We start from the raw sequence: 20,536 nt of genomic DNA, 5'->3' as shown, positions 1-20,536 counted from the left end.
TGGTTGTGAAGAAGGATCACGCGTTCCCCTTTCATTCCTGCATGCAAAAGACTTAGCCTGTGCGGGTTAAGATTGACTTGACAGGAAACCGAATTTCGCGGCCGGGGCACAGCCATGCAAAACCGCCCGAAACCGGGGGAAACGGGGCTTTCGGGCTTGGGGCAGGGGCCGGGCGCGGGCTTACAATTGTGGCGCGCGGGCGTGGATATAAGCGGCGCAGCCGACGAGCGCCGCGTAATCGTCCTCGATCACCGAAACCGGAAAGGCGCGCAGGAAATCACCAAAGCGCCCCTTGGCGCAAAAGGCCTCGGCAAAGCCGAATTCGGCAAACAGCGGCGTGAAGGCGCGCGCCACGCCGCCGCACAGATGGATGCCGCCGAAGGGCAGGTGGGTGAGCGCGAGATCTCCCGCCACCGCGCCCAGATGGCGCACGAAGATCCGCGCGGTCTCGCGCCCCGCCGCCGTGCGCGCCGTGATCTCTGCCATCACATCCGCGGCGGCGCGCCGCTCGGGAGCGCCTGCGCGCGTGGTGACAAAGGCATGCACCCGTTCAAGCCCACGCCCCGAGAGCACATCCTCGACCGCGGCGAACCCGTGCACCTCTTCGACAAACCGCATCAGGGCGATGTCCTCGTCGCTTACAGTTGGCAAGGTGATGTGGCCACATTCGGAGGCGGCGACGATCCGACCCCCGGGGCCTTCGTGCACGGGCGCCGCGTTGAAGCCCGTGCCGACGCCGATCACAAGCTGGCTCGATCCGGGACGGGCTTCGGCGCCGGGCAGAAGCCCGCGCACGGCATCGGGGGCGAGATACCCCAGCGCATGACCCTGCGCCTGCAGATCGTTGAGCACCGCCACCGTCTCGGCCTTCGTTACATTGGCAATCGCGTGATCCTCGATCACCCAGGAGAGGTTCGTCATATGCGCCACCCCGTCGCGTACCGGCCCGGCCGCCGCAACACAGGCGCCCGCGAGATCGCTCACGCCCTCGGTCTGCATGTAATCGACGAGGATCGGTTCCAGCGCCGGGCGCCCTGCATTGGCATAACGGCGGATCGTTTCCGGCAGCAGCCGCCCCGCCTCGGCCAGCGCCACACGGGTATTGGTGCCGCCGATATCGGCCAGAAGCGTGTAGCGGTCGGGGGTGGACGAGATCATCTAGCGCTCCAGAGCTTGCCTGAAGGCGTGATAGGATGCCTTCGGGGTCCGCTGCAAGCTTTCGAAATCGACATGGACCAGCCCGAAACGTTTTGAGTAGCCCTCGGCCCATTCGAAATTGTCGAGCGCCGACCAGGCGATGTAGCCCGCCAGCGGCACGCCCGCCGCGATTGCGGCGCGGCAGGCCTCGAGATGCGCGGCATGATAGGCGATGCGGGGGCTGTCGTCACAGGCGCCCTCGCGCGTCACATCCGCAGTAGCAATGCCGTTTTCGGTGATCAGCAAGGGCAGCGCACCGGTATAGTCGCGCGCAAGCCCGATCAGCAGATCGCGCAATCCTTCGGGGCGGATCTCCCAGCCCATCGCGGTTTTCTCGCCCGGCCCGGCGATCTCCTGCCATGCGGGCCAGGGGCCGGTTGCGGCGGCGATGCGCTTGCAGGTGTAGTAATTCACGCCGAGCCAGTCGAGCGGCGCGGCAATTCCGTTCATGTCCTCGGCCCAGCCGCGCGGCAGATGGGCTTCGAGTCGCTCAAGCGCATCTTCGGGGTAGCGTCCCTTCAGCATCCCCTCGATAAAGAAACGGTTGAAGATCGCATCGTAACGCTTTGCTGCAAAAAGGGAAGATGGCGCAGGATCGGCCGGGATGGCAGGTTCGAAATTGCACACGGCGCCAAGGTTGGTCATCCCTTCCGCGCGCCAGGACGCAATCGCGTGGCCATGGGCGAGCCCGGTGTGATGCATGGCCCGCGCGGCGGCGCGGATGTCGCGCAGACCCGGTGCATGCAGGCCGAGAAAATGGCTCAGCCAGCTCACGCACCACGGCTCGTTGATCGGTGCAGCCGACCAGATCCGGTCACCGAGCCGGCGCGCGATCACCTGCGCGAAATCGGCGAGCCAACCCGCAATGTCGCGGTTGCACCAGCCGCCAAGGTCGGCAAGCGCGGCGGGCAGTTCCCAATGGTAGAGGGTCAACGCCGGCTTCAGCCCGCGGGCCAGCATGCCATCCACCAGCCGGTCGTAAAAATCTAGCCCCTGCGCGTTAACTGCGCCGCGCCCCTCCGGCATCACCCGGGCCCAGGAGGTAGAAAAACGATAGATATCAAAGCCTGCCGCGGCGACGAGATCGAGATCCTGCGCCCAGAGATGATAATGTTCGCAGGCGCGCGCGCCGTTTTCCGCGTGCAGCACATTGCCGGGCGTGGCGGCGAATGTGTCCCAATGCGTCGGCCCGGCGGCGCCGAGCCCGTGCCCCTCGATCTGATAGGCCGAGGTCGCAAGCCCGAACAGAAAGCCGGGCGGGAAGGCGGATCTTGCGGGCAGGGCGCTCACGGGGGGGCGCCCGGGGCGGGGCCCGTCGAGGCGCCGACAACCAGCACCGCCTCGATCAGCTCGGCCACCGGTGGCGCGCCCGGGGTTGCGATCTGCGCGAGCAACAATTCGGCGCAACGCCGCCCCGCAATGCGGACGGAGGCGCGGGTGGCGGTGAAAATCGGTTCCTCGGCCCCGTTGCGGAAATAGCCCAGCTCGTCGTCATGGGTGAGGATCGAGACATCGCGCCCCATCTCGAGCCCGAGATCCCAGAGTGCGCGCCGCACACCCATTGCCGACAGAAGCGAGCTTGTCAGGAAGGCGGAGGGGGGATCAGCGCGCGCCAGCAGGCGGCGCGCGGCATCATAGCCCTGTGCTTCGGTCATCTCCCCGGAAATCAGGAGCCGCGGATCGGGCACGATTGCGCGCTCCACCAATGCGCGCTCATAGCCGCGCCGCCTGCGCAAGGCGAAATCCATCTCCTCTAGCCCGTTGACAAGTGCGATCCGCCGGTGCCCGAGGTCGAGCAGGAACCGCGTCGCCCGCTCGAAGGCACGGGCACTGTTCACATCGACATGGGCATAAGGCAGATCCACCCCCGAGGCGCGCCCGTGCACGACAAAGGGCAGGCCGAGATCGGTGAGCAGCGCGATGCGCGGGTCGCCCGCACGTGGCCCGTGCACGATCACCCCGTCAACATTGCCCTGCGCGCGCAGGGCCCGATAGGCGCGCGTCTGGTCGGCATCGGCGACAGCGATCAGCACCATGTCATAGCCCGCCCGGGCATAAACCGCGCTCGCCCCGGCGATGAAATCGGCAAAGACCGGGTTCACCATCTCGTGCTGGGTCGAGAGCGGGATCACATGGCCGATCGCCATCGCCCGCCCGGTGGCCAGCCGCCGGGCCTGGCTGTTGGGCCGGTAGCCTTGCGCGGCGGCCGCGGCCTCGACCCGCCGCCGCGTCGCCTCGGCCACTTCGGGAAAGCCGTTGAGCGCCCGGCTCACGGTCGTCGGCGAAAGGCCAAGGAGCTGGGCGAGATCCTTCAGAGTCATGAGGCCGGTCCGGCAGTCGTTTCAAAGCGCTTTGACAAAACAGAGGCTACTCTCGCGTCCCGGAAGCGTCAATTCCCGTGCGGTCTTCGCCAGAATTGCTGCGGATGCAGCATTTTCAGGGAAATCTGGTGGCTTGCCTCGGGGCTGGTTGACATTGAACCGGGGCTGGAGGAGGCTTCGCGTGTCAAAGCGCTTTGGGGCAGAACCGCTGCGCAGGCGATCCGACCCCGGCCCCTGACTCGGGAGGACGGCATGAAAAACAATATTCTTTGTGCGCTGATGGGGGGGATCTGTGCCGCCTCCGGAGCGCTCGCGCAGGATCTGAAATTTCCGCCGGGCGTGGATGACCGTTTCGACTGGGCCTCTTACGACGCGCTCAAACAGATCGATCTGAGGGGACAGCGCCTCACGCTTCTTGGCCCCTGGCTCGGCCCGGACAAGGCGCTGGTGGAAAGCGTGCTCGCCTATTTCGAAGCCGCGACCGGCGCGGAAGTGGTCTATTCCGGCTCCGACAGTTTCGAGCAGCAGATCGTGATCGATGCAGAGGGAGGCTCACCCCCCGATATTGCGATCTTTCCCCAGCCCGGCCTGGCTGCCGATCTGGCGAAAAAGGGGCGGCTCGTGCCCTTGCCGGAGGGCACACGCGACTGGATCAAAGCGCATTACGCGGCCGGAGAAAGCTGGGCCGCCTATGGCAATTATGAGGGGCCGGAGGGCGCCCGGCATCAATATGCCTTCCCCTTCAAGGCCGATGTGAAATCGCTTGTCTGGTATGTGCCTGAAAACTTTGAGGACGCAGGCTATGATGTGCCGCAGACGATGGAGGAGCTGAAAGCGCTCACCGAACAGATCGTGGCGGATGGCGGCACACCCTGGTGCATCGGGCTCGGCTCGGGGGGGGCAACCGGCTGGCCCGCGACCGATTGGGTCGAGGACTTCATGCTGCGGCTGAACCCGCCCGGGGATTATGACGCCTGGGTCGCAAACCGGCTCCGGTTCGACGACCCGAAAGTGATCGCGGCAATCGAGGATTTCGGCTGGTTCGCCCGCGATGACGCCTTCGTTGCAGGGGGGGCGGGGGCCGTCGCCACCACCGATTTCCGCGACAGCCCGAAAGGCCTCTTCAGCGCCCCGCCGCAATGCTACCTGCACCGGCAGGCGAGCTTCATTCCCTCCTTCTTCCCCGAGGGCGTGGTAGTTGGGCAGGATGCCGATTTCTTCTATTTTCCGGCCTATGCAGACAAGGATCTTGGCCAGCCCGTACTCGGTGCGGGCACAATGTTTGCCAAGCTCACCCGGAACCCTGCCGCCGATGCGTTTCTGAAATTCCTCGAAAGCCCGATCGCGCATGAGGTCTGGATGGCGCAAACGGGCTTTGTTACGCCCTTCAAATCTGTCAATACCGATCTCTATGGCGATGAAACCCTTCATAAAATGGGGGATATTCTGCTCAATGCCACGACCTTCCGGTTTGATGGATCCGACCTGATGCCGGGGGCGATCGGTGCGGGCGCTTTCTGGACCGGCATGGTCGATTACGTGGGCGGCAAACCGGCCGAGGCGGTCGCGCATCAGATCCAGACCACTTGGGACACGCTGAAGTGAGCCGCCGCGGGGGGACAGGATGGAGGCGTTGATCCTAGCCGGGGGCACGATCCTTGCCGGGGTCTTTGCCTGCACCGCCTGGTTCTGGGGCGCAAACCTCGCGCTTGACCTGATCTGCCCGGCCCGTGGCCCCCAGGCGGGGCGCAACATCTTGCGCGCGAACATGGTCCGCCCCTGGCTCTTCATTGGCCCCGCCGTGCTGTTTCTGGGCCTCTATCTGGTTTACCCGGTGCTCAAATCCACGCTGATGAGTTTTCAGGACGCGAGCGGCGCGCGTTTTGTCGGCCTTGCGAATTATCGCTGGCTCGCGGGCGATGCCAAATTCCGCGAGGCGATCCTCAACAACTTCCTTTGGCTTCTCGTCGTGCCCGCGACCGCGACTTTCATCGGCCTTGTCGCCGCCCAGATCACCGACCGCATCCGCTGGGGGAAGTTCGCGAAATCGATGATTTTCATGCCGATGGCGATCTCCTTTGTGGGTGCCGGGGTGATCTGGAAATTCATCTATGATTTCCGTGCCGAAGGGCTCGCGCAGATCGGGCTTCTCAACGCTTTCTGGGTCTGGCTCGGACACAGCCCCCAGACCTGGCTCACGCTGCCCTTCTGGAACAATTTTCTGCTGATGGCGGTGCTGATCTGGATCCAGACCGGCTTTGCGATGGTGATCCTCTCGGCGGCGCTCCGCGGCATCCCGGAAGAGACGGTGGAGGCGGCGATCCTCGACGGGGCAAACCCGTGGCAGCTCTTCTTTCGCATCAAGGTGCCGCAGATCTGGGGCACGATCGCAGTGGTCTGGACCACGATCACCATCACCGTTCTCAAGGTTTTCGACATCGTCTTTGTCATGACCAACGGCGAATGGGGCACGCAAGTACTCGCCAACATGATGTATAACTGGATGTTTCGCGGCGCGCCCGATTATGGCCGGGGGTCTGCGATCGCGCTGGTGATCATGGCACTCGTGACGCCGATGATGATCTGGAATATCCGCGCGGCACGCCGGGAGACGGGCTGATGGAGGGGATGGCGGGCAGGAGCGCACGGCTCACCTGGGCCGTCAATCTCGCGGCAGCCTTGCTCGTGGTGCTCTGGGTGGTGCCGACGCTGGGGCTGCTCGTCTCGTCCTTCCGTGACCGCGACCAGATCGCCGCCTCGGGCTGGTGGCGTGCGGCTTTTCCGGCGACGGCGTCCAGCTTCGTACGCGCGGGCACCGCCGCCGATCAGGTCGAGATGAACGGTCTCTGGGTGATTGCCGGCTCTGTTCTTGCGCCGGGGCAGGGGTTGCAGGCATGGGGCACTTCCGCGCGCGCGCCAGAGGCTTATGCGCCGGGGGACGTGGCGGATCTGAAGGCGGGCGCGGCGCTCACAGTGGCCGCCGATGGCCGCTACCAGCTGACATCGCCGACCCCCTTCACCGAAAAACGCGGGCTGCGGATCTTTGTAACCACCATTGCGCCGCCGCGTGCCACATTTGAAAACTACGCGCGGGTGATTGGCGCCGAGGGGCTGGGGCGGGCATTTCTGAACACGATGACGGTGACGATTCCGGCCACCGTCATTCCCATCCTGATCGCCGCCTTCGCTGCCTATGCGTTGGCCTGGATGCAGTTTGCCGGCCGCGCGCTCCTTCTTGCCGCCGTGGTCGGCCTTCTGGTCGTGCCGCTGCAACTCGCGCTGATCCCGCTTTTGCGCCTTCATAACGAGATCGGGCTCGGCAAGGGGTATCTTGGCATCTGGCTTGCGCATACCGGCTTTGGCCTGCCGCTCGCCATCTATTTGCTGCGCAACTACATGGCAGGCTTGCCAAAAGAAATCATCGAGAGCGCCCGCGTCGATGGCGCCACCGAGTTCCAGATCTTCATCCGCATCATCCTGCCGCTCTCCTTCCCGGCACTGGCGAGCTTTGCGATCTTCCAGTTTCTCTGGGTATGGAACGATCTGCTTGTCGCCACCGTTTTTCTGGGCAACCGCCCCGATCAGCTGGTGATGACCGGGGTCTTGCGCGAACTTCTGGGCTCGCGCGGAGGCGACTGGGAGATCCTCGCGGCCTCGGCTTTCATCTCGATCGCCGTGCCGCTTCTCGTCTTCTTCGCGCTGCAAAAATACCTCGTGCGCGGCCTTCTGGCCGGCTCGGTGAAAGGAGGCTGACCGATGAACCTGCTCAACAAGGCGCCGGACTGGTGGCGCGGTGCGGTGATCTACCAGATCTATCCGCGCAGCTTTCAGGACACCAACGGCGACGGGGTGGGCGACCTTCTGGGCATCGTGCAGCGCCTGCCGCATGTGGCCTCGCTTGGCGCCGATGCGGTCTGGATCTCGCCCTTCTTCACCTCGCCGATGAAGGATTTCGGCTATGACGTCTCGGATTACTGCGATGTCGATCCGATGTTTGGCTCCTTGGCCGATTTCGATCAGGTGATCGCCACTGCCCATGCTCTGGGGCTGAAGGTGCTGATCGACCTTGTGCTGAGCCACACCTCCGACCAGCATTCCTGGTTCAAGGAAAGCCGTTCAGGCCGGGAGAATGCGAAGGCCGACTGGTATGTCTGGGCTGACCCCAAACCCGATGGCACGCCCCCCAACAACTGGCTCTCGATCTTCGGCGGGCCTGCCTGGCAATGGGATTCGCGCCGCGAGCAATATTACCTGCACAATTTCCTCACCGCGCAGCCCGACCTCAATTTCCATTCGATGGAGGTGCAGCGGGAATTGCTCGGAGTGGCCAAGTTCTGGCTCGACCGCGGGGTGGATGGCTTCCGCCTCGATACGATCAATTTCTACATGCATGACGACGAGTTGCGCGACAATCCGGCGCTGCCGCCCGCCGAGCGCAACGACCAGACCGCGCCGAAGGTGAACCCCTACAACCACCAGCGCCACATCCACGACAAGAACCACCCGCGCAATGTGGAATTCCTGCGCAAGCTGCGCACGCTGATGAACGGCTACAATGCCGCCGCCGTGGGCGAGGTGGGCGACAGCCAGCGCGGGCTCGAAATCCTTGGCGAATATACCTCGGGCGAGGACAAGATGCAGATGTCCTATGCCTTCGAGCTTCTGTCGGGCCATGCGCCACTGAAGGCAAGCTTCATCAAGGAGACCTTTGACCATCTGGAGCGCGTTGCCGCCGAGGGTTGGGCCTGCTGGGCCTATTCCAACCACGATGTTGTCCGTCACATCACGCGCTGGGGTCTTAACCCAGCGTCTTCAAGGCTCTATGCGACGCTTTTGATGTGCCTCAAGGGCTCGATCTGCCTGTATCAGGGCGAGGAACTCGGCCTGCCCGAGGCGGATCTTGCCTATGAAGATCTGCAAGACCCCTATGGCAAGGAATTCTGGCCAGAGTTCAAGGGCCGCGACGGCTGCCGCACGCCGATGGTCTGGCGCAAGGATGCCGCCTATGGCGGCTTCACCTCTTCGAAACCCTGGCTGCCGGTTCCGCCCGGCCATTACAACCTCGCCCCGGATGCGGCCGAGGCCGATCCGGCAGCGCTGATCCATCATTACCGCCGTGCCATCGCCTTTCGCCATCACCACGGCGCGCTCAAGGCGGGCGCAATGACCCAGGTGCTGGCGCAGGACGATGTGCTGAGTTTCCACCGGATCAATGAGGCGGAGGAACTCCTGTGCATTTTCAACCTCTCCGACCATCCGGTCGACACGACCGTGCCCGCGGGCGACTGGGTAACGATCGGCGGAGAGCTGGGTTCGATCCGGCCGCAGCCCGACCACACGCTCCATCTCGGCCCCTGGCAGCCCTCGCTTCTGCTTCTGAACCGCGGGGGCCGCAATGGCTGACCTGACCCTCGCCGGGCTGACGAAACGCTACGGCGAGGTCACCGTGCTCTCGGGCATCGACCTTGAGATCAGGGCAGGCGAGCTGATCGTTTTCGTCGGCCCGTCGGGCTGCGGGAAATCGACGCTTCTGCGCATGATCGCGGGGCTTGAGCGGATCAGTTCGGGCGATCTGATCATTGACGGGCTCAGGGTGAACGACATGCCGCCCGCGCAGCGCGGCATCGCGATGGTGTTTCAGAGCTACGCGCTCTATCCGCATATGACGGTGCGCCAGAACATGGAATTCGCACTGAAAATCGCCAAAAAGCCACGCGCCGAGATCACTGCCGCGGTCGAAAAGGCGGCGCGGATCCTGCAGCTCACCCCCTATCTCGACCGGCTGCCCAAAGCGCTCTCGGGCGGGCAGCGCCAGCGCGTGGCGATCGGCCGGGCGATCGTGCGCGACCCGAAAGTCTATCTCTTCGACGAGCCCCTTTCCAATCTCGATGCGGCTTTGCGTGTGGCCACCCGGATCGAGATTGCCCAACTCAAGGAAGCGATGCCGGGGCGGACGATGATCTATGTCACCCATGATCAGGTCGAGGCGATGACGCTGGCAAGCCGCATCGTCGTGCTCGCAAACGGCGGCATTGCCCAGGTTGGCACGCCGCTCGCGCTTTATGAACGACCCGAGAGCGAATTCGTCGCGCAGTTCATCGGCTCGCCGCAGATGAACCTGCTGGCAGGCAAGGTGGTGGAGACCGGCGCACGGACGCGGGTGCAGCTCGAAGCGGGCGGCACCGCCTGCTCGACCGTGCCCACGGCCCCGGCCGATCTCGGCCTTGCCGTCAATATCGGCGTGCGGCCCGAGGATCTGACCCTCACGGAGGGGCCGGGCCTCTTTACTGGCACGGTGGAGATCGTTGAGGCGCTCGGTGAAGTGACGTTGCTCTATTTCGGTCGCGCGCCGGGGGCTGGTCAGATCATCGCGAAACTCCCGGGGGGCCATGCCGATCTGCGCCACGCCCGTGTGACCCTGACGACAGCACCCGAAAAGGTGCATCTCTTTCATGCCGGACAGTCGCTTCTTTATCGCTGATGTCGCAATCCGCGCACGCGCGGGGCTTGCCATGGGCTAGAAGCGGGGAAAGCCAGAGTTAGGTCCAGTCGGAGGCCGCGATGAACGAGACAGTGGAACAGGCGAGCAGCGGGCGTCGCGCACGGGGTGGTGGCGGCGCGGCGCGGCGCGCCGAACGCACCGCGGTGCGGGTCGAATTTGCCAAATACATCGAGCGCAACATTCCCAACCTCGAGATCCTGAACGAGGAAGCGCTGTCGATCATCGAGGCCAATGCCGAGACGGTGCTCGAAGAGATCGGCGTGAACTTCGTCGACAACCCGGCAGCGCTGGCGCGCTGGCGCGAGGCGGGCGCCGATGTGCAGGGTGAGCGGGTGCGCCTGCCCAAGGGGCTGGCGCGGAAGCTTTGTGCGACTGCTCCTTCCAGCTTCGTGCAACATGCCCGCAACCCTGAGCGCAATGTGACGATTGGCGGAAAAAGTCTTGTTCTTGCACCGGTTTATGGCCCGCCCTTCGTGCGCGACATCCATGGCGGGCGGCGCTATGCGACGATTGCCGACTTCCGCAATTTCGTCAAACTCGGGCAGATGTCGAAATGGCTGCACCATTCGGGCGGCACCGTCTGCGAGCCGACCGATGTGGCGGTGAACAAGCGCCATCTCGACATGCTCCACGCCCATATGACGCTTTCCGACAAGCCCTATATGGGCTCGGTCACCGAACGCTCGCGCTGCGTCGATTCGATCGAGATGTCGAAGATCCTGTTTGGCGACGCGTTCGTCGACCAGAACACGGTGATGACCTCGCTTGTCAACATCAACTCGCCGCTGACCTTCGACCCGATCATGATGGATGCGCTCGAGGTTTATGCGGCGGCGAACCAGGCCTGCATCATCTCGCCCTTCATCGTCGGCGGCGCGATGGCGCCCGTCACCGTGGCGGGCACGCTCACGCAGGTTCTGGCCGAGGTGCTGGTGGGCGTGGCCTACAGTCAGCTCATCCGCCCCGGCGCGCCGGTGATCTTTGGCGCCTTCGTCACCTCGATCGACATGAATTCGGGCGCGCCCACCTTCGGGACGCCGGAAGCCGCGCAGATCACGCTTGGCGCGGGGCAACTCGCCCGGCGGCTTGGGCTGCCCTACCGTTCGGCTGGCGCCTTCTGCGGCTCGAAGCTTCCTGATGCGCAAGCGGCTTACGAGACCGCGAACACGCTCAACATCGGGCTTCTGTCGGGCGTGAACTTCATGCTCCACGCCTGCGGCTGGCTCGAAGGCGGGCTCGTGTCCTCCTACGAGAAATATGTGATGGATGCCGATCAGCTCGGCGTGTTGCACCGCCTTGCTGCCGGCGTCGACATGAGCGCGAACGGGCAGGGGATGGAGGCCTTGCGCGAAGTGGGGCCGGGCGGGCATTTTCTCGGCTGCGATCACACGCAGGCGAACTTCAAGAGCGCGTTCTGGAAAACCGATCTCTTCGATTACAAGCCCTTCGAGACCTGGGACGAAGAGGGCGCGCGCGACACCTCGCAACTCGCGGCGCGCCGGGTCGAGAAGATGCTGGGCGAGTATCAGGCCCCCGCGCTTGACCCCGGTATCAATGAGGCGCTCGCCGACTATATCGCGAAAAAGAAAGCCTCCGTGCCGGACGCGTTTCTCTGAGCGTGCAAGGGGGGCCGCGCCCCCCTACTCCTGTGCCAGAAGCGGGCGAATTTTAAGCTGGGTGATGCGGTTGTCCTTGCGGCCCGCGACCTCGAAGCGAAAGCCGTGGAAGGCAAAGACCTGCCCCACCTCGGGGATCGTCTGCGCCTCATGGATCACCAGCCCCGCGACGGTATTGGCCTCATCATCCGGCAACGCCCAGTCGGTTTCGCGGTTGAGGTCACGGATTGTCATCGCACCTTCCACCAGATAATCGCCGTTGCCGGTGGGCTTCAGTTGCCGCTCGCCCTTCGGATCGAATTCATCGGTGATCTCGCCGACGATCTCTTCGAGAATATCTTCGAGCGTGAGCAGCCCCTTCAGATCGCCATATTCATCGACCACGAGCGCAAAATGCGTGCGGCGCTTGAGAAACTCGCGCATCTGCTCGTCGAGCGGCGTGGTTTCGGGGATGAAATAGGGCTTCATCGCCACTTTCATGATGTCGAGATCGGAGACGGAATCAAGCGTCCCGTCACCGGTGCGCAAAAACCGCTCGACCGCGCGCAAAAGATCTTTGGAATGCAGGATCCCCACCACATTCTCCCGCTCGCCCCTGTAGAGCGGCAGCCGGGTGTGGGACGAGGCCAGCACCTGCGCGAGCAATTCGTTCGGGTTCTCGTCGGCGTCGATCATCTCGATCTGGCTGCGGTGGCGCATGATCTCCTCGACCGTGCGGTTGCCCAGATCGAGCGCGCCCAGAAGCCGGTCGCGATCATCCTTGTCGACCGTCCCTTCCGAGGCCCCGAGCGCGATCGCGCCCGCAATCTCGTCCTGAAAGGAGAACATGTTCTGGCTGGCATCGGTGCGCAGCCCGAAGACCCAAAGGATCGCGCGCACGATCACGCGCACCACAGTGACGATCGGCGCAAGGATCTTGGTCAAAATCCCGACCGGCCGCGCCACGCGCGCTGCAAAGCTCTCGGCGTTGGTGATGGCATAAGTCTTTGGCAAGACTTCCGAAAAAATCAGGACAAGGGCAGTCATCACCAGGGTCGCGAGCGCCACGCCGGATTGCCCGAAAAGCCGGGTCAGCAGGGCCGTGGCGAGCGAGGCGGAGAGAATGTTGACGACATTGTTGCCCAAGAGCAGAGCGCCGATCAGCCGTTCGGTATCCTCGGTGATGTCGAGCGCGCGTTCGGCGCCCGTTTCGCCCTTGTCGGCGCGGGCACGCAGTTTCGGGCGCGACGCGGCGGTGAGCGCGGTCTCCGACCCCGAGAAGAAGGCCGAGAGCATAAGCAGGATGATGATGGCCGCGGCGTTGAGCCAGAAGGCAGTATCGAGAAGGGCTGTGATGTCGCTCATGATGTCAGATAATGGGCTGTTGCCGGGCAGGCTTCAAGGCTTGTGGGCAAGCGGGTGATGGCCCAGCACCAGCTCCTTGAGCCGGATGTCGAGCACATGGGTATAGATCTCGGTGGTGGAAAGGTCGGCATGGCCCAGAAGCGTCTGGATCACCCGCAGATCGGCGCCGCGTTGCAGCAGATGGGTCGCAAAGGCATGGCGCAAAACGTGCGGCGTGACGCGGGCAGGCGAGATCCCGGCCGCAATCGCGATGTCTTTTAAAAGCGCATGAAAGCCCTGGCGGGTGAGGTGGCCTTCTTTGGCGCAGGACGGAAAGAGGTAGCGCGACGGGGGCGTGCGGCGTTCGATCCGCGCCGCCTCCTCGGCCGCATCGCGGGTCTTGAGCCAGAGCGCGAGTGCTTCGCGCGCGGGCGGAGAAAGCGGCACCATGCGCTCCTTGCCGCCCTTGCCGCGCACCAGAAGCATTGCCGGATTGCCGCGGGCAGCGGCGACGGGAAGGCCGACGAGTTCGCTCACCCGCATGCCGGTGGCATAGATCAGCTCCATCAGGGCGCGATTGCGGATCTGCTCGGCCGCCGTGCGGCCCTGGTCCCGCCCGGCCTCCAAAAGCGCCTCGACCTCTTCGATGGTGAGCGTTTTCGGCAGACGTTTGGCCTTGCCCGGCCCGGAGATCTGCAGCGCCGGATTGTCTGCCCGCCAGCCCTCCTCATAGGCGAAACGGAAGAACTGCCGGATCGCCGAGAGCCGACGCGCGCGGGTCGATTTGGCGAGCCCCTCAGCCTCGAGCCGGATCAGGAAGCTTTCAATATCGTCCCGCGTGAGGCTGAGGACATCGAGTGCCTTTGCTTGAAGAAAGCCGGCGAAGTCATTCAGATCACGCTCATAAGCGGCGATGGTGTTTCTGGCGGCACCGGCCTCGGCAGCTTCGGCTTCAAGAAAGACGGCAATCCGCTCTTTGAGGGAAAGCCGGATCATCCTCGCCGCTCCAGGATCATCAGCTCAAGCGCGGTGCGCCGTGCGAGGCTCTCCATCCCCACCTTGCGCAGCAAGCTCAGCCCCGCCTCGACCCGGCGCGGATCGCCCTTCGCGCCCTCGGAAATATCGTCGATCGCGCTCAGGATCGCCTCGCCCAGCCGATCGGGCAACAGGGCGGCATAGGCCTCGGGAACGGGCTGATCGGCTGGGGGCGTGTCAAAAACGCGCTTGAGCATCATCCCCTGCGCGTCCGAGGAGGCTGCCGCAGCGGTATTTCCCCGCGCGAGCGCTGCCAGAAACAGCGTCTCGGGCGCGCGGTCGGGGGGGGTGAGGGCGGCAGTCTCAAAGTCGGAGGTCAGCAGAGCGAGGCGGAAAGCGAGCGGTGCCGCGCTGCCCAGATCGAGGCCGGCAAGCCGCGGTGCGGCCAGGGCCGCGAACGGGGCCTCGAGTTCCTGCGCCTGCATCGCCTCCCAGGCCTGCGGGAGAAGTTGGGCAACGCGCGCGCTGCGCCCCGAGGTGAGCGCCGCATCCAGATCCGAGATCAGCGACACGCGGTCCCACACCCCGCCCGAGGCGGAGGCGCGCTCCTGTGTATAAAGGCCGAACAGCTGGTTCGGATCGAGCACACCCATTTTCGCCAGCCGCTCGGCCGCCTCGAGCTGCGCCTTCCAGCCGGAATTGGAACGCAGATCGGCCTGGGCGAAGGCGACGGGCAGGGTCGTGGTGGCCATCGGCTGGCCGATTGCTTCCATCAGCCGGAAAGTGAGTGGCGAGGGGCGGCTGGGCAGCGGCAGGTCGGGCACATCTTCGGCCAGAGCCGGATCGAGGAAGCGCTCGAGCAGATCGGCCTTGTCGGGCTCGATCTGGCCGAGCGCGCGCCCGGTCGAGAGCGCGAGCGCCGCCGCCTCCCAGTCGCCGCGCCGCGCAAGGCAAAAGATCCGCGCCGGAAAGGAGGGCGCAACCGTAGGGCTTTTTTCCATGATCTCGCAGGCGTGGTCTTCCTGCCCCAGAAGCAGCGCCACGTCGAAGCGGCGTCGGAAGATCTCCGCATCATCGGCATCGGCCTCCTCGAGAAGGGCCATCGCCTGTTCGAGCGCGCCAAGATCGAGCAACCGGTCGATCCGCGCCAGAAACAGCATCTCGTTCCCCCCCGGCGCCCGGTTTTGCGGCGGGTCCAGTTCGGCGAGCATGAGTTCGAGCAGGAAGCCCTGCACCGAGGGCAAAGTGTCGAGCCGCTCCTTGCGCAGCGCCGCGGCCAGCACAAGCTCGGGCGTCGCCCCCCAGAGCGCAGGTGGCAGGCCAAGCCGGGCTGCGGGGATCAGCCCCAAAGCATCGGCGGTGGGGCGGTCGAGCGAGTCGATCGCCACTTGTTCGACCGGGCCGGTGCCGGTTGCGGGGGTCTCGCCGGGCACGGGCGGGAGCACGGCATCCGAGCCGCGTTGATAGCCCACCGAGACCGAGGAAGAAAGCCAGTCGATCGCCGACATCGGCGCCTCTGCCCGCGCGGGACCGGCTGCGATGCCGCCGGCAAGCAGAGCCGCCGCAAGGGCGCGATCAATTGCCACCCGCGGCCTCCGCAGGGGCGGCAGGCGTGCCGCCAAAGACCGGTGCGCTTTCGGGTACCGAAGGGGCCGCAGGCGCGGCGGGGAGCGCCGCGGCCGGCGCCTCGGGCACCAGCCCGGGCAGGGTGACGGGCGCGCGGGTCTGGACCGGATCGGCTTCCATATCGCCAAAATAGGCATAGCCCAGCACGCCCAGCGCCGCGAGCGCCACAAGAACGATGACAGCCTGAAGGATACGCCCCATAGTCTCGCTTTCTGCTTGTTGGTCTCTTTTTGCTCGAGTCTTCGTGCGCTAAGAGGCTCCAGAACCGCCCCTGCCGAGGCTGTTTCCTGAAGCCGAAACGTCGCGCGTGCAAGATTATATATGGCTTTTCGGGAAACTTCACGCCATTGAGGGGCGCGAAGATCACGATTGCGCAAGGGCCTGCCGCGCGGCGGCGGGGCGAGGGAGGATCGCGTGGAGGGCGAGCAAGGCACGACACAGCGGCTGCGCAAGACGGTCGTGCTCGTGGGCATGATGGGCGCGGGCAAGACCGCTGTCGGCACCGCGCTTGCGCGTGCGCTCGCCGTACCGTTTCAGGACAGCGACGAAGAGATTGTGCGCGCGGCGCAGATGTCGGTCGCGGAGATTTTCGAACGCGACGGCGAGCCGTTTTTTCGGGCTCGCGAATCGGAGGTGATCGAGCGGTTGCTCACGGGGCATCCTTCGGTGGTTTCGACGGGGGGCGGGGCCTTCATGTCGGAAGCGAACCGGGAGATGATCGCGCGGCTCGGTGTGTCATGCTGGCTCAAGGCCGATCTTGAGCTGTTGTGGAGTCGGGTGAAAGGCAAGAACACAAGGCCGCTTCTGCGCACTGCCGACCCGCGCGCGACCCTCGCCGGGCTGATCGAGAAGCGCTATCCGGTCTATGGGCTGGCGCAGGTGACGGTGACGGCCGAGCCGGGGCTGAGCATCGAGGCGATGGCGCAAAAGGTGATCGCGGCGCTCAAACCCCGACCGGGGCTCTTTGCGGAGGAAGCATGAAAGAGGTGGTGAAGGTTGAACTCGGCGCGCGCGCCTATGAGGTGCGCATTGGCACCGGGCTTCTGGCACAGTCGGGGGCCGAGATCGCGCCTTTGCTGCGCCGCCCGCGCGTTGCTGTGGTGGCCGACGAGACGGTGGCCGGTCTGCACCTTGATGCGCTCCGCGCCGGGCTTGGCGCTATCGAGATGGTGGCGCTGCGGCTGCCGCCGGGGGAAGGCACGAAATGCTGGACGCATTTTGAGCGCACCGTGGAATGGCTGCTTGAGCAAAACGTCGAGCGCAAGGACGTCGTGATCGCCTTTGGCGGCGGGGTGATTGGCGATCTGGTGGGGTTTGCGGCGTCGGTGCTGCGCCGCGGGGTGCGGTTCGTGCAGATCCCGACCTCGCTTCTGGCGCAGGTCGACAGTTCGGTCGGCGGCAAGACCGGGATCAACGCGCCACAGGGCAAGAACCTGATTGGCGCCTTCCATCAGCCGAGCCTTGTGCTTGCCGATATCGACCTGCTGGGCACGCTGACGAAGCGCGATTTTCTGGCGGGTTATGGCGAGGTGGTGAAATACGGGCTTCTGGGCGATGTCGATTTCTTTGGCTGGCTTGAGGTGAATGGCCCCGCGCTTGCGGCCGGCGATACGGCGGCGCAGCTCCATGCGGTGAAGCGGTCGGTCGAGATGAAGGCCGAAATCGTCGCGCGCGACGAGACCGAAGAGGGCGACCGCGCGCTACTGAACCTCGGCCACACCTTCTGCCATGCGCTTGAGGCGGCGACGGGCTATGGCGACCGGCTGCTGCACGGAGAGGGCGTGGCGATCGGCTGCGCCTTGGCCTTCGAGCTGTCGCAACGGCTTGGCCTGTGCAGCCAGGAGGCGCCCTCGCGCGTGCGCGCGCATCTGCGTCACATGAAGATGAAGGTCGATCTTGCTGATATAGAAGGTGATCTTCCCGATGCAGACGGGCTGATCGCGCTGATGGGGCAAGACAAGAAGGTGCTCGACGGCAAGCTGAGGTTCATTCTCGCGCGCGGCATCGGCGCAGCTTTCGTGACCTCGGAAGTGCCGCGTGAGTTGCTGCATCGCGTCCTCTCCGACGCGCTCGCGCAAAGATAACTGGCGCGAAAGAGAGCCGGCGGGGGCCATGCCTCTCGCCTGGCCAGAGCGCAACAAGGCGGTTGGAGCGTCAGCGAAACTGCAGCCGCAGATCCGGCTGATGCGGATTGCCGGGACGATCGAGCGGGTGGGGCAGTTGCAGCGCCGGCCCCTCGTGAGGCGCATCCGCGGCGGCAGAGCTTGAAAAGGTCAACTCGACCAGATCCGGCACGCCGTCGGCGGAGATATGGGCGCCGTTTTGCGGGTGCAGATGCACAAGGCGCAACGGAAAGCGGCAGACAAAATCCACCAGCGTTGCGCAGCGCGTTTCCAGATCGTGAAACTCGACAACAAGCCCCGAAATCTGGTCCGCATGGGTGACAAGCGCGTCCAGACACTCGTATTCGAACCCTTCAATATCCATCTTGAGGAAGACCTTCCCGCCAAGGCTGCGGGCCTCGGAAAGGATGGAGTCGAGCGGCATGTAGAGATCGGCCGCACCATGCCCGACGAATTTCCGGATATGCACGCGGTTTCCGGTGAAGAAGGTCTTGTAGGTCTTCCATACCGCGCGGCGCTGCCGAAACCGGCCCGGCCGGTGCAGGTGAAACAGGGAGCGCAGCATCTTGTTGCGGAAATGGCGCTCCCCCATCGAGGCGTCATAAGCCCGGAGCGGGACCGGACGCAAGCGGAGGAAGTCTTCCTCGAAGCTCCAATCGCTGGCGATGCCCATGGCGAGCAGCCCCTCGGAACGCGCCAGATCGCGCATATCGACCAGATAGCCGCCGTCGAAATCGCGCCCGAGCCGGCGCAGATGCGCCGAGGGGCGGGGCCGAAGGGCTTCTGGCAGATGAACGTCGATCGGCTGGGCGTTCAGCAAGGGCTCACTCCCATTCGATCGTGCCCGGCGGTTTTGAGGTGATGTCATAGGTCACCCGGTTGATGCCCTTGACCTCATTGATGATCCGCGTCGCGGTCTCGCCAAGGAAGTCATGGCTGAAGGGGTAGTAATCCGCCGTCATCCCGTCCACGCTCGTCACCGCACGCAAAGCGCAGGCGTAATCATAGGTGCGCCCGTCGCCCATCACGCCCACTGTGCGCACCGGCAGAATTGCCACGAAGGCCTGCCAGATGTCGTCGTAAAGCCCGTGTTTGCGGATCTGGTCGATATAGACCGTATCCGCCTTGCGCAGGATCTCGAGCTTCTCGCGGGTGATCTCGCCCGGGCAGCGGATCGCGAGGCCCGGCCCCGGGAAAGGGTGGCGACCGATGAAGCTTTGCGGCAGGCCAAGCTCGCGCCCCAGCGCGCGGACCTCATCCTTGAAGAGTTCGCGCAGCGGCTCGACAAGCTTGAGGCCCATTTTTTCGGGCAGGCCACCGACATTGTGGTGCGATTTGATCGTGACCGAAGGTCCGCCCGAAAAGCTCACCGATTCAATCACATCCGGGTAGAGCGTGCCCTGGGCGAGGAACTCGGCATTCTCGATTTCATTGGCGTATTTCTGGAACACGTCGATGAAGAGCTTGCCGATTGTCTTGCGCTTCACCTCGGGGTCGGACACGCCCTCAAGCGCGCCGAGGAAGAGGTCGCTCTCATCCGCCGCGATCAGCTTGATGTTGTAATTGTCGCGGAACATCGAGACCACTTGCTCGGCCTCGCCAAGGCGCAAAAGGCCGTGGTCGACAAAAACGCAGGTGAGCTGCTCGCCAATCGCCTCATGGAGCAGGATCGCGGTCACCGAGCTGTCCACGCCGCCCGAGAGGCCGCAGATGACATGGGCATCGCCAACCTGCGCGCGGATCTGTTCGATCGCCTGCTGGCGGTAGCCCGCCATCGTCCAGTCGCCGGTGAAGCCGGCAAGGCGGACGAAATTCTCGTAAAGCTTCGCGCCGCGCGGGGTGTGGTGCACCTCGGGGTGGAACTGCACGGCATAGAAATTGCGCGACACGTCGGCGGTGATCGCGAAAGGCGCGCCGGGCGAGGTGCCATAGACCTCAAAGCCGGGCGCGATCTTGCTGACGTGATCGCCGTGGCTCATCCAGACCTGTTCGCGACCCTCGTCAAACCAGCCTTCCAGCAGCGGCAAGTGCCCCGCGGGCGTCACATAGGCGCGGCCAAATTCGGCGGTGTGGCTCTGGCCCGCCTCAACGCGGCCACCAAGATCCTGCATCATCACCTGCTGGCCATAGCAGATCCCGAGGATCGGCACGCCGAGCGTGTAAGCGGATTGGGGCGGACGGGGCGAGCCCTCCCGGGTGACCGAATCCGGGCCGCCCGAGAAGATGATGGCTTGGGGCGCGAAATCGGCCAGAAACGCATCGGTGACGTTCTGATAGGGGTGGATTTCGCAATAAACATTCAGCTCGCGCAGACGCCGCGCAATGAGCTGCGTCACCTGAGAGCCGAAGTCGATGATGAGAAGGCGCTGATGCTGGGTCATGGCTCGGCAATAGGCGGGGATCTGAATGAAAGCAAGAGGCGAGGGGCGCTGCCCCCGCACCCCCGGGGATATTTTCACAAAGCCGAAGGGGATGGGGCTCTGTGTCCGATTGTCTCGTGACGCTAGGGCAGCACGCGGCGGCGCTTGCGTGCGGCCCGCGCCCGGCTAATTTAACCTTTGTTGACGCGCCCGCCGCGCCGTTTGAGGGCACGATGCATTTCAGAGCTTTGGTATCAGCCGCGCTAGCGGTGGCTTGTCTTTTCTCCCCGGCTTTCGCGCAGGATCAAGGGGCGCTTGACGCGCCGATGCGTGACATCGCGCCTCTGCTTGGTCTGGTTCCTGCGGGGGCAGCGCCCTTGCAGAGTTATGCCTGCTGCAAACATTGCTCGAAAGGCAAGGCCTGCGGCGACAGTTGCATCAGCCGCACGAAAACCTGTCGCAAGGTGCCGGGCTGCGCATGCGACTAAAGCGG

At 64.6% G+C, this 20,536-nt stretch carries 17 protein-coding genes; 8 read left to right on the top strand and 9 right to left on the bottom strand.

Annotated features, from left to right (window positions below):
* Nucleotides 1-180: 180 nt before the first annotated feature.
* The 3 genes from CRO22_RS12935 to CRO22_RS12925 are packed head-to-tail and all read right to left on the bottom strand — an operon-like array spanning nucleotide 181 to nucleotide 3,518.
* Nucleotides 181-1,158, bottom strand: coding sequence for a glucokinase (locus CRO22_RS12935; RefSeq protein ID WP_097070571.1), 978 nt, complete (start codon nucleotides 1,156-1,158; stop codon nucleotides 181-183).
* Complete coding sequence (locus CRO22_RS12930; protein WP_097070570.1) at nucleotides 1,159-2,487, bottom strand: GH1 family beta-glucosidase; 1,329 nt, start codon at nucleotides 2,485-2,487, stop codon at nucleotides 1,159-1,161. It lies immediately after the preceding gene.
* Nucleotides 2,484-3,518: a LacI family DNA-binding transcriptional regulator gene (locus CRO22_RS12925; protein ID WP_097070569.1), complete on the bottom strand. Its 1,035-nt coding sequence runs from the start codon at nucleotides 3,516-3,518 to the stop codon at nucleotides 2,484-2,486. The genes CRO22_RS12930 and CRO22_RS12925 overlap by 4 nt, the downstream gene beginning before the upstream one ends.
* 252 nt (nucleotides 3,519-3,770) lie before the next feature.
* Between CRO22_RS12925 and CRO22_RS12920 the strand changes: the two genes are divergently transcribed.
* From CRO22_RS12920 to CRO22_RS12895, 6 genes are all read left to right on the top strand, one after another.
* Nucleotides 3,771-5,123 carry an ABC transporter substrate-binding protein gene (locus CRO22_RS12920; protein ID WP_097070568.1) on the top strand — a complete coding sequence of 451 codons (1,353 nt, stop codon included), beginning with the start codon at nucleotides 3,771-3,773 and terminating at the stop codon, nucleotides 5,121-5,123.
* 19 nt (nucleotides 5,124-5,142) lie between these two features.
* The gene (locus tag CRO22_RS12915) at nucleotides 5,143-6,138 is read left to right on the top strand and encodes a carbohydrate ABC transporter permease (protein ID WP_097070567.1); all 996 of its coding nucleotides are present in this window, start codon (nucleotides 5,143-5,145) and stop codon (nucleotides 6,136-6,138) included.
* Nucleotides 6,138-7,271 (top strand): carbohydrate ABC transporter permease, encoded by a 1,134-nt coding sequence (locus tag CRO22_RS12910; protein ID WP_097070566.1) that lies wholly within the window; start codon nucleotides 6,138-6,140, stop codon nucleotides 7,269-7,271. The genes CRO22_RS12915 and CRO22_RS12910 overlap by 1 nt, the downstream gene beginning before the upstream one ends.
* Before the next feature lie 3 nt (nucleotides 7,272-7,274).
* Nucleotides 7,275-8,921 carry an alpha-amylase family glycosyl hydrolase gene (locus tag CRO22_RS12905; RefSeq protein WP_097070565.1) on the top strand — a complete coding sequence of 549 codons (1,647 nt, stop codon included), beginning with the start codon at nucleotides 7,275-7,277 and terminating at the stop codon, nucleotides 8,919-8,921.
* Nucleotides 8,914-9,999 carry an ABC transporter ATP-binding protein gene (locus tag CRO22_RS12900; RefSeq protein ID WP_097070564.1) on the top strand — a complete coding sequence of 362 codons (1,086 nt, stop codon included), beginning with the start codon at nucleotides 8,914-8,916 and terminating at the stop codon, nucleotides 9,997-9,999. The genes CRO22_RS12905 and CRO22_RS12900 overlap by 8 nt, the downstream gene beginning before the upstream one ends.
* 80 nt (nucleotides 10,000-10,079) lie before the next feature.
* Nucleotides 10,080-11,636: a trimethylamine methyltransferase family protein gene (locus tag CRO22_RS12895; protein WP_097070563.1), complete on the top strand. Its 1,557-nt coding sequence runs from the start codon at nucleotides 10,080-10,082 to the stop codon at nucleotides 11,634-11,636.
* A gap of 24 nt (nucleotides 11,637-11,660) precedes the next feature.
* On the opposite strand, the gene CRO22_RS12890 is transcribed toward CRO22_RS12895, so the two are convergent.
* The 4 genes from CRO22_RS12890 to CRO22_RS12875 are packed head-to-tail and all read right to left on the bottom strand — an operon-like array spanning nucleotide 11,661 to nucleotide 15,761.
* On the bottom strand, nucleotides 11,661-12,980 hold the full coding sequence (locus CRO22_RS12890) for an HlyC/CorC family transporter (protein ID WP_097070562.1): 1,320 nt from the start codon (nucleotides 12,978-12,980) through the stop codon (nucleotides 11,661-11,663).
* Nucleotides 12,981-13,013: 33 nt separating this feature from the next.
* A complete protein-coding gene (locus CRO22_RS12885; protein WP_097070561.1) occupies nucleotides 13,014-13,955 on the bottom strand; it encodes a site-specific tyrosine recombinase XerD in 942 nt (313 codons plus the stop codon).
* Nucleotides 13,952-15,520 carry a hypothetical protein gene (locus CRO22_RS12880; protein ID WP_097070560.1) on the bottom strand — a complete coding sequence of 523 codons (1,569 nt, stop codon included), beginning with the start codon at nucleotides 15,518-15,520 and terminating at the stop codon, nucleotides 13,952-13,954. The genes CRO22_RS12885 and CRO22_RS12880 overlap by 4 nt, the downstream gene beginning before the upstream one ends.
* Nucleotides 15,510-15,761 (bottom strand): hypothetical protein, encoded by a 252-nt coding sequence (locus CRO22_RS12875; RefSeq protein ID WP_097070559.1) that lies wholly within the window; start codon nucleotides 15,759-15,761, stop codon nucleotides 15,510-15,512. The genes CRO22_RS12880 and CRO22_RS12875 overlap by 11 nt, the downstream gene beginning before the upstream one ends.
* 213 nt (nucleotides 15,762-15,974) lie before the next feature.
* On the opposite strand from CRO22_RS12875, the gene CRO22_RS12870 reads away from it, so the two are divergent.
* Nucleotides 15,975-16,541, top strand: a complete 567-nt coding sequence (locus CRO22_RS12870) for a shikimate kinase (protein ID WP_097070599.1) — start codon at nucleotides 15,975-15,977, stop codon at nucleotides 16,539-16,541.
* On the top strand, nucleotides 16,538-17,644 hold the full coding sequence (gene aroB / locus CRO22_RS12865) for a 3-dehydroquinate synthase (protein ID WP_097070558.1): 1,107 nt from the start codon (nucleotides 16,538-16,540) through the stop codon (nucleotides 17,642-17,644). Before CRO22_RS12870 ends, aroB begins: the two co-directional genes overlap by 4 nt.
* A gap of 70 nt (nucleotides 17,645-17,714) precedes the next feature.
* Here the strand turns inward: aroB and CRO22_RS12860 are convergent, their stop codons facing one another.
* Both CRO22_RS12860 and guaA read right to left on the bottom strand, forming a co-directional pair.
* Nucleotides 17,715-18,503 carry an FkbM family methyltransferase gene (locus tag CRO22_RS12860; RefSeq protein WP_097070557.1) on the bottom strand — a complete coding sequence of 263 codons (789 nt, stop codon included), beginning with the start codon at nucleotides 18,501-18,503 and terminating at the stop codon, nucleotides 17,715-17,717.
* Between the two features lie 4 nt (nucleotides 18,504-18,507).
* The gene (gene guaA / locus CRO22_RS12855; RefSeq protein WP_097070556.1) at nucleotides 18,508-20,064 is read right to left on the bottom strand and encodes a glutamine-hydrolyzing GMP synthase; all 1,557 of its coding nucleotides are present in this window, start codon (nucleotides 20,062-20,064) and stop codon (nucleotides 18,508-18,510) included.
* Nucleotides 20,065-20,536: the final 472 nt, after the last annotated feature.

Origin of the sequence: Rhodobacter maris (assembly GCF_900217815.1) — a bacterium.
Lineage (GTDB): Bacteria > Pseudomonadota > Alphaproteobacteria > Rhodobacterales > Rhodobacteraceae > Rhodobacter > Rhodobacter maris.
This window is presented reverse-complemented; position numbering and strand designations above follow the sequence as displayed.